A 16,564-nucleotide genomic window follows, 5' to 3' on the forward strand; every position below is an offset into this window, starting at 1 on the left:
ATCCCGCGGGCAACGAAAGCAGGCCCTCGGAGCCGCACGTGGTGATCGTGGACACGACTGCGCCGGACCAGCCGGTCATTGGCGAAGTGATTGACGACGAAGGTCCGATCCAGGGACCGGTGGGCAATGGCGAGAGCACGGACGACACGACGCCGACGCTGGTGGGCAAGGGTGAACCGGGTGACACGATCATCGTGATCGACAACGGCACGCCGGTTGGCGAGACGCAGGTCGACGAGGACGGCAACTGGAGCTTCACGCCTGATACGCCGCTGGACGAAGGCGAGCACGAGTTCACGGTGGTGGAGCGTGATCCCGCGGGCAACGAAAGCAGGCCGTCGGAGCCGCACGTGGTGATCGTGGACACGACTGCGCCGGACCAGCCAGTCATTGGCGAAGTGATTGACGACGTGGGTCTGGTTCAGGGTCCTGTGGACAATGGCGGTAGCACGGACGACACGACGCCGACGCTGGTGGGCAAGGGTGAACCGGGCGACACGATCGTCGTGATCGACAACGGCACGCCGGTTGGCGAGACGGAGGTCGACGAGGACGGCAACTGGAGCTTTACGCCTGATACGCCGCTGGACGAAGGCGAGCACGAGTTCACGGTGGTGGAGCGTGATCCCGCGGGCAACGAAAGCAGGCCGTCGGAGCCGCACGTGGTGATCGTGGACACGACTGCGCCGGACCAGCCAGTCATTGGCGAAGTGATTGACGACGTGGGTCTGGTTCAGGGTCCTGTGGACAATGGCGGCAGCACGGACGACACGACGCCGACGCTGGTGGGCAAGGGCGAACCGGGCGACACGATCGTCGTAATCGACAACGGCACGCCGATTGGCGAGACGGAGGTCGACGAGGACGGCAACTGGAGCTTCACGCCTGATACGCCGCTGGAAGAAGGCGAGCACGAGTTCACGGTGGTGGAGCGTGATCCCGCGGGCAACGAAAGCAGGCCGTCGGAGCCGCACGTGGTGATCGTGGACACGACTGCGCCGGACCAGCCGGTCATTGGCGAAGTGATTGACGACGAAGGTCCGATCCAGGGTCCGGTGGGCAATGGCGAGAGCACGGACGATACGACGCCGACGCTGGTGGGCAAGGGCGAACCGGGCGACACGATCGTCGTGATCGACAACGGCACGCCGGTTGGCGAGACGCAGGTCGACGAGGACGGCAACTGGAGCTTCACGCCTGATACGCCGCTGGACGAAGGCGAGCATGAGTTCACGGTGGTGGAACGCGATCCCGCGGGCAACGAAAGCAGGCCGTCGGAGCCGCACGTGGTGATCGTGGACACGACTGCGCCGGACCAGCCGGTCATTGGCGAAGTGATTGACGACGAAGGTCCGATCCAGGGTCCGGTGGGCAATGGCGAGAGCACGGACGACACGACGCCGACGCTGGTGGGCAAGGGTGAACCGGGTGACACGATCATCGTGATCGACAACGGCACGCCGGTTGGCGAGACGCAGGTCGACGAGGACGGCAACTGGAGCTTCACGCCTGATACGCCGCTGGACGAAGGCGAGCACGAGTTCACGGTGGTGGAACGCGATCCCGCGGGCAACGAAAGCAGGCCGTCGGAGCCGCACGTGGTGATCGTGGACACGACTGCGCCGGACCAGCCAGTCATTGGCGAAGTGATTGACGACGAAGGTCCGATCCAGGGTCCGGTGGGCAATGGCGAGAGCACGGACGACACGACGCCGACGCTGGTGGGCAAGGGCGAACCGGGCGACACGATCGTCGTGATCGACAACGGCACGCCGGTTGGCGAGACGCAGGTCGACGAGGACGGCAACTGGAGCTTCACGCCTGATACGCCGCTGGACGAAGGCGAGCACGAGTTCACGGTGGTGGAGCGTGATCCCGCGGGCAACGAAAGCAGGCCGTCGGAGCCGCACGTGGTGATCGTGGACACGACTGCGCCGGACCAGCCGGTCATTGGCGAAGTGATTGACGACGAAGGTCCGATCCAGGGTCCGGTGGGCAATGGCGAGAGCACGGACGACACGACGCCGACGCTGGTGGGCAAGGGCGAACCGGGCGACACGATCGTCGTGATCGACAACGGCACGCCGCTTGGCGAGACGCAGGTCGACGAGGACGGCAACTGGAGCTTCACGCCTGATACGCCGCTGGACGAAGGCGAGCATGAGTTCACGGTGGTGGAGCGTGATCCCGCGGGCAACGAAAGCAGGCCGTCGGAGCCGCACGTGGTGATCGTGGACACGACTGCGCCGGACCAGCCAGTCATTGGCGAAGTGATTGACGACGTGGGTCTGGTTCAGGGTCCTGTGGACAATGGCGGCAGCACGGACGACACGACGCCGACGCTGGTGGGCAAGGGTGAACCGGGCGACACGATCGTCGTGATCGACAACGGCACGCCGGTTGGCGAGACGCAGGTCGACGAGGACGGCAACTGGAGCTTTACGCCTGATACGCCGCTGGACGAAGGCGAGCACGAGTTCACGGTGGTGGAGCGTGATCCCGCGGGCAACGAAAGCAGGCCGTCGGAGCCGCACGTGGTGATCGTGGACACGACTGCGCCGGACCAGCCAGTCATTGGCGAAGTGATTGACGACGTGGGTCTGGTTCAGGGTCCTGTGGACAATGGCGGCAGCACGGACGACACGACGCCGACGCTGGTGGGCAAGGGTGAACCGGGCGACACGATCGTCGTGATCGACAACGGCACGCCGGTTGGCGAGACGCAGGTCGACGAGGACGGCAACTGGAGCTTTACGCCTGATACGCCGCTGGACGAAGGCGAGCACGAGTTCACGGTGGTGGAGCGTGATCCCGCGGGCAACGAAAGCAGGCCCTCGGAGCCGCACGTGGTGATCGTGGACACGACTGCGCCGGACCAGCCGGTCATTGGCGAAGTGATTGACGACGAAGGTCCGATCCAGGGACCGGTGGGCAATGGCGAGAGCACGGACGACACGACGCCGACGCTGGTGGGCAAGGGTGAACCGGGTGACACGATCATCGTGATCGACAACGGCACGCCGGTTGGCGAGACGCAGGTCGACGAGGACGGCAACTGGAGCTTCACGCCTGATACGCCGCTGGACGAAGGCGAGCACGAGTTCACGGTGGTGGAGCGTGATCCCGCGGGCAACGAAAGCAGGCCGTCGGAGCCGCACGTGGTGATCGTGGACACGACTGCGCCGGACCAGCCAGTCATTGGCGAAGTGATTGACGACGTGGGTCTGGTTCAGGGTCCTGTGGACAATGGCGGCAGCACGGACGACACGACGCCGACGCTGGTGGGCAAGGGTGAACCGGGCGACACGATCGTCGTGATCGACAACGGCACGCCGGTTGGCGAGACGGAGGTCGACGAGGACGGCAACTGGAGCTTTACGCCTGATACGCCGCTGGACGAAGGCGAGCACGAGTTCACGGTGGTGGAGCGTGATCCCGCGGGCAACGAAAGCAGGCCCTCGGAGCCGCACGTGGTGATCGTGGACACGACTGCGCCGGACCAGCCGGTCATTGGCGAAGTGATTGACGACGAAGGTCCGATCCAGGGACCGGTGGGCAATGGCGAGAGCACGGACGACACGACGCCGACGCTGGTGGGCAAGGGTGAACCGGGTGACACGATCATCGTGATCGACAACGGCACGCCGGTTGGCGAGACGCAGGTCGACGAGGACGGCAACTGGAGCTTCACGCCTGATACGCCGCTGGACGAAGGCGAGCACGAGTTCACGGTGGTGGAACGCGATCCCGCGGGCAACGAAAGCAGGCCGTCGGAGCCGCACGTGGTGATCGTGGACACGACTGCGCCGGACCAGCCGGTCATTGGCGAAGTGATTGACGACGTGGGTCTGGTTCAGGGTCCTGTGGACAATGGCGGCAGCACGGACGACACGACGCCGACGCTGGTGGGCAAGGGTGAACCGGGCGACACGATCGTCGTGATCGACAACGGCACGCCGGTTGGCGAGACGGAGGTCGACGAGGAGGGCAACTGGAGCTTCACGCCTGATACGCCGCTGGAAGAAGGCGAGCACGAGTTCACGGTGGTGGAGCGTGATCCCGCGGGCAACGAAAGCAGGCCGTCGGAGCCGCACGTGGTGATCGTGGACACGACTGCGCCGGACCAGCCGGTCATTGGCGAAGTGATTGACGACGAAGGTCCGATCCAGGGTCCGGTGGGCAATGGTGAGAGCACGGACGACACGACGCCGACGCTGGTGGGCAAGGGCGAACCGGGCGACACGATCGTCGTGATCGACAACGGCACGCCGATTGGCGAGACGACGGTCGACGAGGAGGGCAACTGGAGCTTCACGCCTGAGACGCCGCTGGAAGAGGGCGAGCATCAGTTCACGGTGGTGGAGCGCGATCCTGCGGGCAACGAAAGTGAGCCGTCGGACCCGCGGACGGTGATCGTGGATACGACGCCGCCGGGCAAGCCGTCGATTGTCGAAGTCATTGACGACGAAGGTCCGGTTCAGGGTCCGGTGGGCAATGGTGAGAGCACGGACGACACGACGCCGACGCTGGTGGGCAAGGGCGAACCGGGCGACACGATCGTCGTGATCGACAACGGCACGCCGATTGGCGAGACGACGGTCGACGAGGAGGGCAACTGGAGCTTCACGCCTGATACGCCGCTGGACGAAGGCGAGCATGAGTTCACGGTGGTGGAGCGCGATCCCGCGGGCAACGAAAGCAGGCCGTCGGAGCCGCACGTGGTGATCGTGGACACGACTGCGCCGGACCAGCCGGTCATTGGCGAAGTGATTGACGACGAAGGTCCGATCCAGGGTCCGGTGGGCAATGGCGAGAGCACGGACGACACGACGCCGACGCTGGTGGGCAAGGGCGAACCGGGCGACACGATCATCGTGATCGACAACGGCACGCCGGTTGGCGAGACGGAGGTCGACGAGGACGGCAACTGGAGCTTCACGCCTGATACGCCGCTGGACGAAGGCGAGCACCAGTTCACGGTGGTGGAGCGTGACGAGGCGGGCAACGAAAGCAGGCCTTCGGAGTCGCACGTGGTGATCGTGGACACGACCCCGCCGGTGATCAGGCCGGTGATCTGGGCGGTGATCGACGACGTGGGCCCGCTGAAGGGGGTGATCTCCCCGGGCGGGACGAGCGACGACACGCAGCCGAAAATCTGGGGCTCGGCGGAGCCGGGCAGCACGGTGACGGTGTATGACGGTGACCAGGTCCTGGGACAGACGACGGCTGATGACGATGGCAATTGGAGTTTCACGCCGGAGCAGCCGCTGGCCTATGGCCCGCATGAACTGACGGCGGTGGCGACGGGCGCGGCGGGCAACCAGAGCGAGCCGAGCGAACCGTTCGGTTTCTCGTTGGGGGCAGATACCCCCACCGTAATTTATGAGGACTTTAGTGGGGCTCCGGTTGGTTCCCTTGGTAAGGGACTTACCCTCGGCTTATTGCACATCAGCACTATCAATCAGGCGAGCGATTGGCAGGGGATATCCCCCGCCGGGTTTGTTGGGCCAATTACTAAGCCCACTAGCAACGCGTTGGGTGTGTGCGGAGCCGTGTATGTCGGTTTGGAAGATGGCTACACCGCAAGCTCCATTACATTCACTGTGGGCGATAGTGACACCAGTGGCAATGTGATCAGGTTCATCGGCACCGACGGTAAGATAATCTTGACTGGGACCTTCGGATCGAAAACGGCACATACGGTCACGTTCACTATGCCGGAAGGAATGGTCTTTACGGGGTTCCAGTTAGTTTCTGGCTCCAACGGCACTCAGGCCGGTGGCAAGGACTACTTCTTCGTGGATGACATCGCTATTACGCTTGAGACTTTTGGGGGGGGAGTTACCGGTCTATCAATAACCGAGGAAGAGCAGAGTGCTGATGCAGTTGTAATGTCTGTTGAAGACGTTGCTGATGACGCGGTCGTTGATCAGGACGCGGTTTTGGACCAGGACATTACTTCTGGTCAGAACCCTGTAGCGGATCACGACACACAGGACAGCCAGGAAGCAACCGCCGAGGCCGATCCGGTCGTCCCGGCAGAATCGGTCCTCGCCGTGCAAGACGACGGTCAGGTACACGTCGAACATGACGGCGAAGGCGAGATTCTGGATCTGACTCGCATTGGGCAGACGCCGTTGTCCGTCGAGGTCATCGATCTGACGGGCACGGGCGACAACACGCTCAAGCTGTCGCTGGGCGATGTGCTCGAGCAGGGCGGCAAGGACCTGTTCATTGCTGATGGCCGCACGCAAGTGATGGTCAAGGGCGATGCGGGTGACAAGGTCGAGCTGTCTGATCTGTTGCCGGACGGGGAGGACATCGGCGACTGGACGCAACAGTCTGGCAACGCGACTGTGGATGGCATCGAGTATGACGTCTTCTACCACTCGGGTCTGAACGCCGAACTGCTGGTGCAGCACGGTGTCGAGACAGTGCTGAACAACCACTGACCTCCGGATGGTCCGCGACGCATGACCTGCGTCGCGGACCCGGAATCACCACCCATTTAATCAGGCTCCCTGAGCAGCATCGCTGCTGCCCGGGGGACCGTTTTTGACGAACTGATCATGACTTTCAATCAAACCCTGATGCGTGCGCTCGCAGGCGCATTGCTCGTGACGGCGGGTACCTTGCCCGCCATCGCACAACAGACTTTCTCTAACCCGCAACCGCCGGTCACCCAGGCAGCCGCACCCGGCACCGCGCCGACGGCCCGTGCCGGTACGCAGCCCGGCAAGGTATTCGGCCAGAGCTACGCGCCGGTCGGACAGGTCGGCCCCCAGCAGGCGCAGATCGTCTACTACCGTGATGCATCCGCGGGTGCGGGCCGTTCGGCCGCTGCCGACGTCTACGTTGATGGCGAGCTGCAGACCGCATTGCTGCCCAATGGCTATAGCATCTTCTGCGTCAAGCCGGGCCAGCACATGCTGGGCGCCTACATTCAGGACGCACCGCTGTACAAAGGCAAGACCACCGGGCGATCCGGCGCAGAACTGAAGGGCGGCATGACCTACTTCGTGAAGGTCGGGCCGGCTGGCAGCAATGACGCACCGATCATGGTGCCGCGCAACGAAGCCGAAGCCCAGTTGCAAGGCATGCGCGCCCAGATGCACGTTCTTTCGCGCGCATCGGCAGTGGAGGCGTGTGACCCTGCGTCGATCCCCGTGACGGCAGCCCCGGTGGCGCAGCCTGTCGCGGCGAAAGAGTACACGCTCAAGGGCGACACGCTGTTCGCCTTCGGCAAGTCTGGCAATCGCGACATGACTGTCACAGGCCATGCGGCAATTGCACATCTGGCTGAGCAGATTCGCGCGGAAAACACCTCGCTGCAAGCCGTGACGGTGATCGGCCACGCGGACCTGATCGGCTCGGCGGCGGCGGCGCAGAAGCTTGGCGAGCAGCGTGCGATGACGGTTCGCCGGATGCTGATCGAGCAGGGTATTCCGGCGCAGAAGATCACCGCGGAAAGTGCGGGCAATTCCGATCCGGTGGTCGCCGACTGCAGCGGCACGATGCAGCAGAAGATTGCCTGCAATGAGCCCAACCGCCGGGTGGTGGTGCAACTGAGTCTGTCGGGCCCGGCCCGATAAAGGCATGGGGGGAGGCTGAGCCCTGATGCTGAGCCCTGAGGCGCGATCTTCCTGAATCGGGAAGGTCGCGCACCTACCGGCCTTCACCGCATGCCCGGGCAAACGGTGAGGGCCTTCCGGGAACGGGAGTGTCGCGATGACCAGACAAACAGAGATTCCTGCAATCAATGTGCTGCTCGCCTATGCAGAGTTGCACGACAGGGATCAGGTATTTTTTAACGGGAAGCTCAATGAGTTCGTGTTTGCGTCCCGATCGAGCAAACGTGAGTTCATCAGGCAGTGGCAGCGAGCGCTCGCGGCTACCGGAACAACGCCGATAGACACGAATCTTCAAAATGAAGGGCACTGTCAGGCGCAGTCAGATCTCCAGGCTGCAACGGATTAGTTGCGGTTGATTCAGGGCTAAATTCTTCCATGCACTGCGTGCGCGAGCACAGCGCCTGTTAAATGACATTTCTGGCCGGAACTCGCCATGTACTTTGCCAATCCGGGCAGGATCATTGGCAGCTTCTTCATCCGCCACCATGCCTTCCGGGTCCGCATTGACGACGTCGAGCACTATTTATCGGGTTTCGTCGCCCTATCTGAACCATCTGGAATCGCAGCGGCATTCAATATTCTCCACGCTGGCGCGGGGGTGGAACGCCTCCCTGATCGGGGCGGCTACGCAGGGGACGTGGCTCACGCCGCCATCGGGGTGGACAGCAAGCGGCCTTTGCATTTACGCGCCTGCCATGCAGGCCGGGGGATCTCTATTCCTGTCATTCGGCAAATGCAGCCGTGCCCGGCGGGCGTCATCATGAGCCACGCACTGCGGATCAGGGCTCGACCGCGCGGAGCAGTACAAACGCCTCTCCGCTGAAACCGATCAGGTGCGCAAGGCTTTCTTCGAACAGTGGTACCACCTGGGCAAACGAACCCTGCTCGATGTGCTCCTTGCGGAGAACGATCACTACGGCAACAGCGTGAGCGAAGTGACGAACCGGTTCGATGGCTACGCGGCGGTACTGCGGGAGCACGCATCCGCGGGTTCGCTGGTTGACTGGCTGGAGACCGGGCGCTCCGGCGGTTAGGTGTTGCGGATCAGAGCCGCACCGGATACAGGGCTTCGCGATGGGCTGCCTTCCTTTCTGGATGGCGGCCCTTTTTCGCGTCTGGCGCACAGAGGCGAGAAACATCGGACAACTGCCTGTTTAGCCCTTACGCAATCGTGCATAGGCACCGCTGCTCGCGATTCCCGTGCCGGGAAATGTCTCGTTCCTGTCTCGTCGAAATTCGAACTCGTCATATTTCGTTTTATTGCTCACCCATCAAGAATGGAGGTAGAGCAGCACTCCTGCGACTGCCATGTCGCCATTTTCTATCTATACGCTGGCCAGGTGGACCAGCATAGGCACTCAAAGAGGCACTACTACTACCATGAGTACCAGTTCAGTGAAGCTGGCCGTCGTCGACGGCAGCACCATCAAGCAGACTGTTGAATTGCGTGGGTCCGCGCAGGGCGCTCCCGTTCGTGTAAGCGCCATCAAAGGTGGCAAATTCATTCTGGCCGAGAGCAAGACCGGCCACGGCCCCGAAAACATTACCGTGCGACGCTCCGGCAAGAATCTTCTGGTCAGCCTGGAAGGGGCGGAGTTGGACCAGCCGCAACTGATCATTGAGGACTTCTACGGCAATGAAGGCGAGCTGGTCGGCCTGGGTGAAGACGGGTCGTATCACGAATATATCGCTGCGGACGGCGAGGATGATCATGAGGCCGCTTTTCTTGTGGATGGCGCGGACTCGCCTCTGGTTCTGGGTGCGGCGCAACTGAACGGTTTCGGCGCGAATCTCGTCGCCGCGCCGGGTGTCGGTCTGGTGGGCTTCGGCCTCCTGGGCCTGGGTGCGCTTGCCGCGCTGGGTGCGGGGATTGCCGCCGCGAGCGGTGGTGGTAATGGCGGCAGCGCTCCTGCTGTAGTGGATGAACAGACGCCGCCGGGTGCAGTTGACGACGATACGGATGCGGACGCTGATTCCGATGCGGACGCTGATGCGGATGCGGATGCGGATGCGGATGCGGATGCGGATGCGGATGCTGATGCGGATGCGGATGCGGATGCGGATGCTGATGCCGACGCTGACGCCGACGCGGATGCGGATGCCGATGCGGATGCTGATGCCGATGCTGATGCTGATGCGGATGCGGATGCCGATGCTGACGCGGATGCCGATGCCGATGCCGATGCGGACGCCGATGCCGATGCCGATGCCGATGCTGACGCCGACGCGGATGCGGATGCGGACGCCGATGCCGATGCCGATGCAGACGCGGATGCTGACGCCGACGCGGATGCCGACGCGGATGCCGACGCGGATGCGGATGCGGATGCGGATGCGGATGCCGATGCTGACGCGGATGCCGATGCGGACGCCGATGCGGATGCCGATGCGGATGCGGACGCCGATGCGGATGCCGATGCCGATGCGGATGCTGATGCCGATGCGGACGCCGATGCGGATGCGGATGCGGATGCGGATGCGGACGCCGATGCCGATGCCGATGCCGATGCCGATGCCGATGCCGATGCCGATGCCGATGCGGATGCCGATGCTGACGCCGATGCTGACGCCGATGCTGACGCGGACGCGGATGCTGACGCGGACGCGGATGCTGACGCGGATGCGGATGCGGATGCTGACGCGGATGCCGATGCGGATGCGGATGCGGATGCTGATGCTGATGCTGACGCCGACGCGGATGCCGATGCCGATGCCGATGCCGATGCCGATGCGGATGCGGATGCGGATGCGGATGCGGATGCTGACGCTGATGCAGATGCCGACGCGGACGCGGACGCGGATGCGGATGCGGATGCTGACTCCGACGCGGATGCCGATGCTGACGCGGATGCCGATGCTGACGCGGATGCGGATGCGGATGCCGATGCCGATGCCGATGCGGATGCCGATGCTGACGCGGACGCGGACGCGGATGCTGACGCGGACGCGGACGCGGACGCGGATGCCGATGCGGACGCGGATGCCGATGCTGATGCTGATGCTGATGCTGATGCCGACGCTGATGCCGATGCCGATGCCGATGCCGATGCGGACGCTGATGCGGATGCCGATGCGGACGCTGATGCGGATGCGGATGCGGATGCGGATGCGGATGCGGATGCGGATGCGGATGCTGATGCCGATGCCGATGCTGACGCGGATGCGGATGCGGATGCGGATGTTGATGCGCCGGACCAGCCAGTCATTGGCGAAGTGATTGACGACGAAGGTCCGATCCAGGGACCGGTGGGCAATGGCGAGAGCACGGACGACACGACGCCGACACTGGTGGGCAAGGGTGAACCGGGCGACACGATCGTCGTGATCGACAACGGCACGCCGATTGGCGAGACGAAGGTCGACGAGGAGGGCAACTGGAGCTTCACGCCTGATACGCCGCTGGCCGAGGGCGAGCACGAGTTCACGGTGGTGGAGCGCGATCCTGCGGGCAACGAAAGCAGGCCGTCGGAGCCGCACGTGGTAGTCGTGGACACGACCGCGCCGGACCAGCCGGTCATTGGCGAAGTGATTGACGACATGGGTCCGGTTCAGGGTCCGGTGGGCAATGGCGAGAGCACGGACGACACGACGCCGACACTGGTGGGCAAGGGTGAACCGGGCGACACGATCGTCGTGATCGACAACGGCACGCCGATTGGCGAGACGACGGTCGACGAGGAGGGCAACTGGAGCTTCACGCCTGAGACGCCGCTGGAAGAGGGCGAGCATCAGTTCACGGTGGTGGAGCGCGATCCTGCGGGCAACGAAAGTGGGCCGTCGGACCCGCGGACGGTGATCGTGGATACGACGCCGCCGGGCAAGCCGTCGATTGTCGAAGTCATTGACGACGAAGGTCCGGTTCAGGGTCCGGTGGGCAATGGTGAGAGCACGGACGACACGACGCCGACGCTGGTGGGCGAGGGTGAACCGGGCGACACGATCATCGTGATCGACAACGGCACGCCGGTTGGCGAGACGACGGTCGACGAGGAGGGCAACTGGAGCTTCACGCCTGAGACGCCGCTGGAAGAGGGCGAGCATCAGTTCACGGTGGTGGAGCGCGATCCTGCGGGCAACGAAAGTGGGCCGTCGGATCCGTGGACGGTGATCGTGGATACGACGCCGCCGGGCAAGCCGTCGATTGGCGAAGTCATTGACGACGAAGGTCCGATCCAGGGTCCGGTGGGCAATGGTGAGAGCACGGACGACACGACGCCGACGCTGGTGGGCGAGGGTGAACCGGGCGACACGATCATCGTGATCGACAACGGCACGCCGATTGGCGAGACGACGGTCGACGAGGAGGGCAACTGGAGCTTCACGCCTGAGACGCCGCTGGAAGAGGGCGAGCATCAGTTCACGGTGGTGGAGCGCGATCCTGCGGGCAACGAAAGTGAGCCGTCGGACCCGCGGACGGTGATCGTGGATACGACGCCGCCGGGCAAGCCGTCGATTGTCGAAGTCATTGACGACGAAGGTCCGGTTCAGGGTCCGGTGGGCAATGGTGAGAGCACGGACGACACGACGCCGACGCTGGTGGGCAAGGGCGAACCGGGCGACACGATCGTCGTGATCGACAACGGCACGCCGGTTGGCGAGACGACGGTCGACGAGGAGGGCAACTGGAGCTTCACGCCTGAGACGCCGCTGGAAGAGGGCGAGCATCAGTTCACGGTGGTGGAGCGCGATCCTGCGGGCAACGAAAGTGAGCCGTCGGACCCGCGGACGGTGATCGTGGATACGACGCCGCCGGGCAAGCCGTCGATTGTCGAAGTCATTGACGACGAAGGTCCGGTTCAGGGTCCGGTGGGCAATGGTGAGAGCACGGACGACACGACGCCGACGCTGGTGGGCAAGGGCGAACCGGGCGACACGATCGTCGTGATCGACAACGGCACGCCGATTGGCGAGACGACGGTCGACGAGGAGGGCAACTGGAGCTTCACGCCTGAGACGCCGCTGGAAGAGGGCGAGCATCAGTTCACGGTGGTGGAGCGCGATCCTGCGGGCAACGAAAGTGGGCCGTCGGAGCCGCGGACGGTGATCGTGGATACGACGCCGCCGGGCAAGCCGTCGATTGTCGAAGTCATTGACGACGAAGGTCCGGTTCAGGGTCCGGTGGGCAATGGTGAGAGCACGGACGACACGACGCCGACGCTGGTGGGCGAGGGTGAACCGGGCGACACGATCATCGTGATCGACAACGGCACGCCGGTTGGCGAGACGACGGTCGACGAGGAGGGCAACTGGAGCTTCACGCCTGAGACGCCGCTGGAAGAGGGCGAGCATCAGTTCACGGTGGTGGAGCGCGATCCTGCGGGCAACGAAAGTGGGCCGTCGGATCCGTGGACGGTGATCGTGGATACGACGCCGCCGGGCAAGCCGTCGATTGACGAGGTCATTGACGACGAAGGTCCGATCCAGGGTCCGGTGGGCAATGGTGAGAGCACGGACGACACGACGCCGACGCTGGTGGGCGAGGGTGAACCGGGCGACACGATCATCGTGATCGACAACGGCACGCCGATCGGCGAGACGACGGTCGACGAGGAGGGCAACTGGAGCTTCACGCCTGAGACGCCGCTGGAAGAGGGCGAGCATCAGTTCACGGTGGTGGAGCGCGATCCTGCGGGCAACGAAAGTGGGCCGTCGGATCCGTGGACGGTGATCGTGGATACGACGCCGCCGGGCAAGCCGTCGATTGACGAGGTCATTGACGACGTGGGTCCGACCCAGGGTCCGGTGGGCAATGGTGCGAGCACGGACGACACGACGCCGACGCTGGAGGGCATCTGGGGCAGGTGTGAGCCGGGCAACACGATCATCGTGATCGACAACGGCACGCCGATTGGCGAGACGACGGTCGACGAGGAGGGCAACTGGAGCTTCACGCCTGAGACGCCGCTGGAAGAGGGCGAGCATGAGTTCACGGTGGTGGAGCGTGATCCCGCGGGCAACGAAAGCAGGCCGTCGGAGCCGCACGTGGTGATCATCGATACGACAGTGCCAGCACTGGTACTGAAGGCACCTGAAGTACCGGAGATGGCAGACGGTGTAATCGACGCGACAGAGGCCAGCGATGGCACGTGGGTGTTGATCCCTGCCTATACGGGCATGATCGCGGGTGACGTGATCACGATTGACTGGAACGGCAAGAGCTACGAGCACGTGGTGGGGGCGGTCGACGTACTCACCGGGATCAAGGTGAAGATCCCGGCAGACGATCTGATCGGGCAGGACACGGCGTTCGACATCTCCTATACGGTGACGGACGCAGCGGGCCACGTCTCATCGCCGAGTCCGACTACCCATGTGAGGATTTACACGATGGGACCGGACAAGCCAGAAATTGACGAAGTCATTGACGACGTGGGTCCGGTTCAGGGTCCGGTGGACAATGGGGAGAGCACGGACGACACGACGCCGACGCTGGTGGGCAAGGGCGAACCGGGTGACACGATCATCGTGATCGACAACGGCACGCCGATTGGCGAGACGGAGGTCGACGAGGACGGAAACTGGAGCTTCACGCCTGATACGCCGCTGGGCGAAGGCGAGCACGAATTCACGGTGGTGGAGCGTGATCCCGCGGGCAACGAAAGCAAGCCGTCGGATCCGCACGTGGTGATCGTGGATACGGTAGCGCCGACTGCTGAGGCGTCCATCACATACATGGGCAAGGACAGCGGAATGGACAGCGGCGACTTCCTGACCAATGATGGCTCAGCAGGCCGTTTGATTATGGGCGAGCTGACGACAGAACTCGCGGCCAACGAGAGGGTTCAGGTGTCAGTGGATGGCGGCAAGACCTGGCAGGATGCGATGGTCGACAACAAGGGAAGTTGGGTATTCCAGGACAATACGGCGCACAACGCGTCCTGGACGATCCAGACGCGCGTGGTCGATACGGCTGGCAATATTGGCAAGGTGGCGTCACAAAATGTAACGCTGGATACGATTGCCCCGTCGTCGATACTCGGGGTCTCGTATGACATGGTGGGTGAGATTGGCCGCCTCACCGTGACGCTTTCTCCGAGTGCCATGGCGGGCGATACCCTACTGGTTGCAGTGGGTGACGTGCGATTCCACATCTACGTGACTAGTTCGGAGATAGCTCGCGGATCGGCCAGCGTGGAGATGACGTCCGGTGCTATAGCAGCGATTGAGTCAGGTGCTGCATATGGGGTTGCGGTTATGGATGCTGCTGGCAATAGCTCTAACTATATCGTTGGGGAAAGCGGTACCTCTATCGAGACGGAACAGCTACATGTCGTGAATCCGGGAACCCTCCTCTCGGGTCGCGAGCCCTTCGACACCTACGTCGGCACCGATGCAAATACCGTCTTTACGGTGGACGACGTTAATGAAGTGATGGACGCCGGGTTCATCTTTGGCAACGGCGGTCTAGACACGCTGAAGCTGGCAGGCGCTGGCCAGACCTTGGACTTGGGCAAGGTTAGCTTTGTGGTGTCGTCGATCGAAGTGTTCGACATTACCGGCACGGGTAACAACACGCTCAAGCTGTCGCTGGGCGATGTGCTCGAGCAGGGCGGCAAGGACCTGTTCATTGCTGATGGCCGCACGCAAGTGATGGTCAAGGGCGATGCGGGTGACAAGGTCGAGCTGTCTGATCTGTTGCCGGACGGGGAGGACATCGGCGACTGGACGCAACAGTCTGGCAACACGACTGTGGGTGGCATCGAGTATGACGTCTTCTACCACTCGGGTCTGAACGCCGAACTGCTGGTGCAGCACGGTGTCGAGACGGTGCTGAACAACCACTGACCTCCGGATGGTCCGCGACGCATGACCTGCGTCGCGGACCCGGAATCACCACCCATTTAATCAGGCTCCCTGAGCAGCATCGCGTTGCCCGGGGGACCGTTTTTGACGAACTGATCATGACTTTCAATCAAACCCTGATGCGTGCGCTCGCAGGCGCATTGCTCGTGACGGCGGGTACCTTGCCCGCCATCGCACAACAGACTTTCTCTAACCCGCAACCGCCGGTCACCCAGGCAGCCGCACCCGGCACCGCGCCGACGGCCCGTGCCGGTACGCAGCCCGGCAAGGTATTCGGCCAGAGCTACGCGCCGGTCGGACAGGTCGGCCCCCAGCAGGCGCAGATCGTCTACTACCGTGATGCATCCGCGGGTGCGGGCCGTTCGGCCGCTGCCGACGTCTACGTTGATGGCGAGCTGCAGACCGCATTGCTGCCCAATGGCTATAGCATCTTCTGCGTCAAGCCGGGCCAGCACATGCTGGGCGCCTACATTCAGGACGCACCGCTGTACAAAGGCAAGACCACCGGGCGATCCGGCGCAGAACTGAAGGGCGGCATGACCTACTTCGTGAAGGTCGGGCCGGCTGGCAGCAATGACGCACCGATCATGGTGCCGCGCAACGAAGCCGAAGCCCAGTTGCAAGGCATGCGCGCCCAGATGCACGTTCTTTCGCGCGCATCGGCAGTGGAGGCGTGTGACCCTGCGTCGATCCCCGTGACGGCAGCTCCGGTGGCGCAGCCTGTCGCGGCGAAAGAATACACGCTCAAGGGCGACACGCTGTTCGCCTTCGGCAAGTCTGGCAATCGCGACATGACTGTCACAGGCCATGCGGCAATTGCACATCTGGCTGAGCAGATTCGCGCGGAAAACACCTCGCTGCAAGCCGTGACGGTGATCGGCCACGCGGACCTGATCGGCTCGGCGGCGGCGGCGCAGAAGCTTGGCGAGCAGCGTGCGATGACGGTTCGCCGGATGCTGATCGAGCAGGGTATTCCGGCGCAGAAGATCACCGCGGAAAGCGCGGGCAATTCCGATCCGGTGGTCGCCGACTGCAGTGGCACGATGCAGCAGAAGATTGCCTGCAATGAGCCCAACCGCCGGGTGGTGGTGCAACTGAGTCTGTCGGGCCCGGCCCGATAAAGGCATGGG

8 protein-coding genes are annotated in these 16,564 nt (G+C 63.5%); 7 read left to right on the plus strand and 1 reads right to left on the minus strand.

Annotated features, from left to right (window positions below; translation table 11 throughout):
- Window positions 1–47: 47 nt before the first annotated feature.
- From OKW38_RS35370 to OKW38_RS35390, 5 genes are all read left to right on the plus strand, one after another.
- Window positions 48–6,452: an Ig-like domain-containing protein gene (locus OKW38_RS35370; RefSeq protein ID WP_429365567.1), complete on the plus strand. Its 6,405-nt coding sequence runs from the start codon at window positions 48–50 to the stop codon at window positions 6,450–6,452.
- Window positions 6,453–6,569: 117 nt separating this feature from the next.
- Window positions 6,570–7,592 (plus strand): OmpA family protein, encoded by a 1,023-nt coding sequence (locus OKW38_RS35375; protein WP_090809575.1) that lies wholly within the window; start codon window positions 6,570–6,572, stop codon window positions 7,590–7,592.
- Window positions 7,593–7,728: 136 nt separating this feature from the next.
- On the plus strand, window positions 7,729–7,977 hold the full coding sequence (locus OKW38_RS35380; protein WP_090809577.1) for a hypothetical protein: 249 nt from the start codon (window positions 7,729–7,731) through the stop codon (window positions 7,975–7,977).
- Between the two features lie 87 nt (window positions 7,978–8,064).
- A complete protein-coding gene (locus OKW38_RS35385; protein ID WP_429334146.1) occupies window positions 8,065–8,454 on the plus strand; it encodes a hypothetical protein in 390 nt (129 codons plus the stop codon).
- Between the two features lie 10 nt (window positions 8,455–8,464).
- Window positions 8,465–8,665 carry a hypothetical protein gene (locus OKW38_RS35390; protein WP_018417429.1) on the plus strand — a complete coding sequence of 67 codons (201 nt, stop codon included), beginning with the start codon at window positions 8,465–8,467 and terminating at the stop codon, window positions 8,663–8,665.
- A 358-nt stretch (window positions 8,666–9,023) separates the two neighbouring features.
- On the opposite strand, the gene OKW38_RS35395 is transcribed toward OKW38_RS35390, so the two are convergent.
- Window positions 9,024–11,048, minus strand: a complete 2,025-nt coding sequence (locus tag OKW38_RS35395; RefSeq protein WP_429365217.1) for a hypothetical protein — start codon at window positions 11,046–11,048, stop codon at window positions 9,024–9,026.
- On the opposite strand from OKW38_RS35395, the gene OKW38_RS35400 reads away from it, so the two are divergent.
- Window positions 10,947–15,416 carry an Ig-like domain-containing protein gene (locus OKW38_RS35400; RefSeq protein ID WP_429365568.1) on the plus strand — a complete coding sequence of 1,490 codons (4,470 nt, stop codon included), beginning with the start codon at window positions 10,947–10,949 and terminating at the stop codon, window positions 15,414–15,416. The genes OKW38_RS35395 and OKW38_RS35400 overlap by 102 nt on opposite strands.
- Before the next feature lie 116 nt (window positions 15,417–15,532).
- Window positions 15,533–16,555, plus strand: a complete 1,023-nt coding sequence (locus tag OKW38_RS35405) for an OmpA family protein (protein ID WP_090809575.1) — start codon at window positions 15,533–15,535, stop codon at window positions 16,553–16,555.
- Window positions 16,556–16,564: the final 9 nt, after the last annotated feature.

The organism is Paraburkholderia sp. MM5496-R1 (genome assembly GCF_050436205.1).
GTDB classification, from domain to species: domain Bacteria; phylum Pseudomonadota; class Gammaproteobacteria; order Burkholderiales; family Burkholderiaceae; genus Paraburkholderia; species Paraburkholderia tuberum.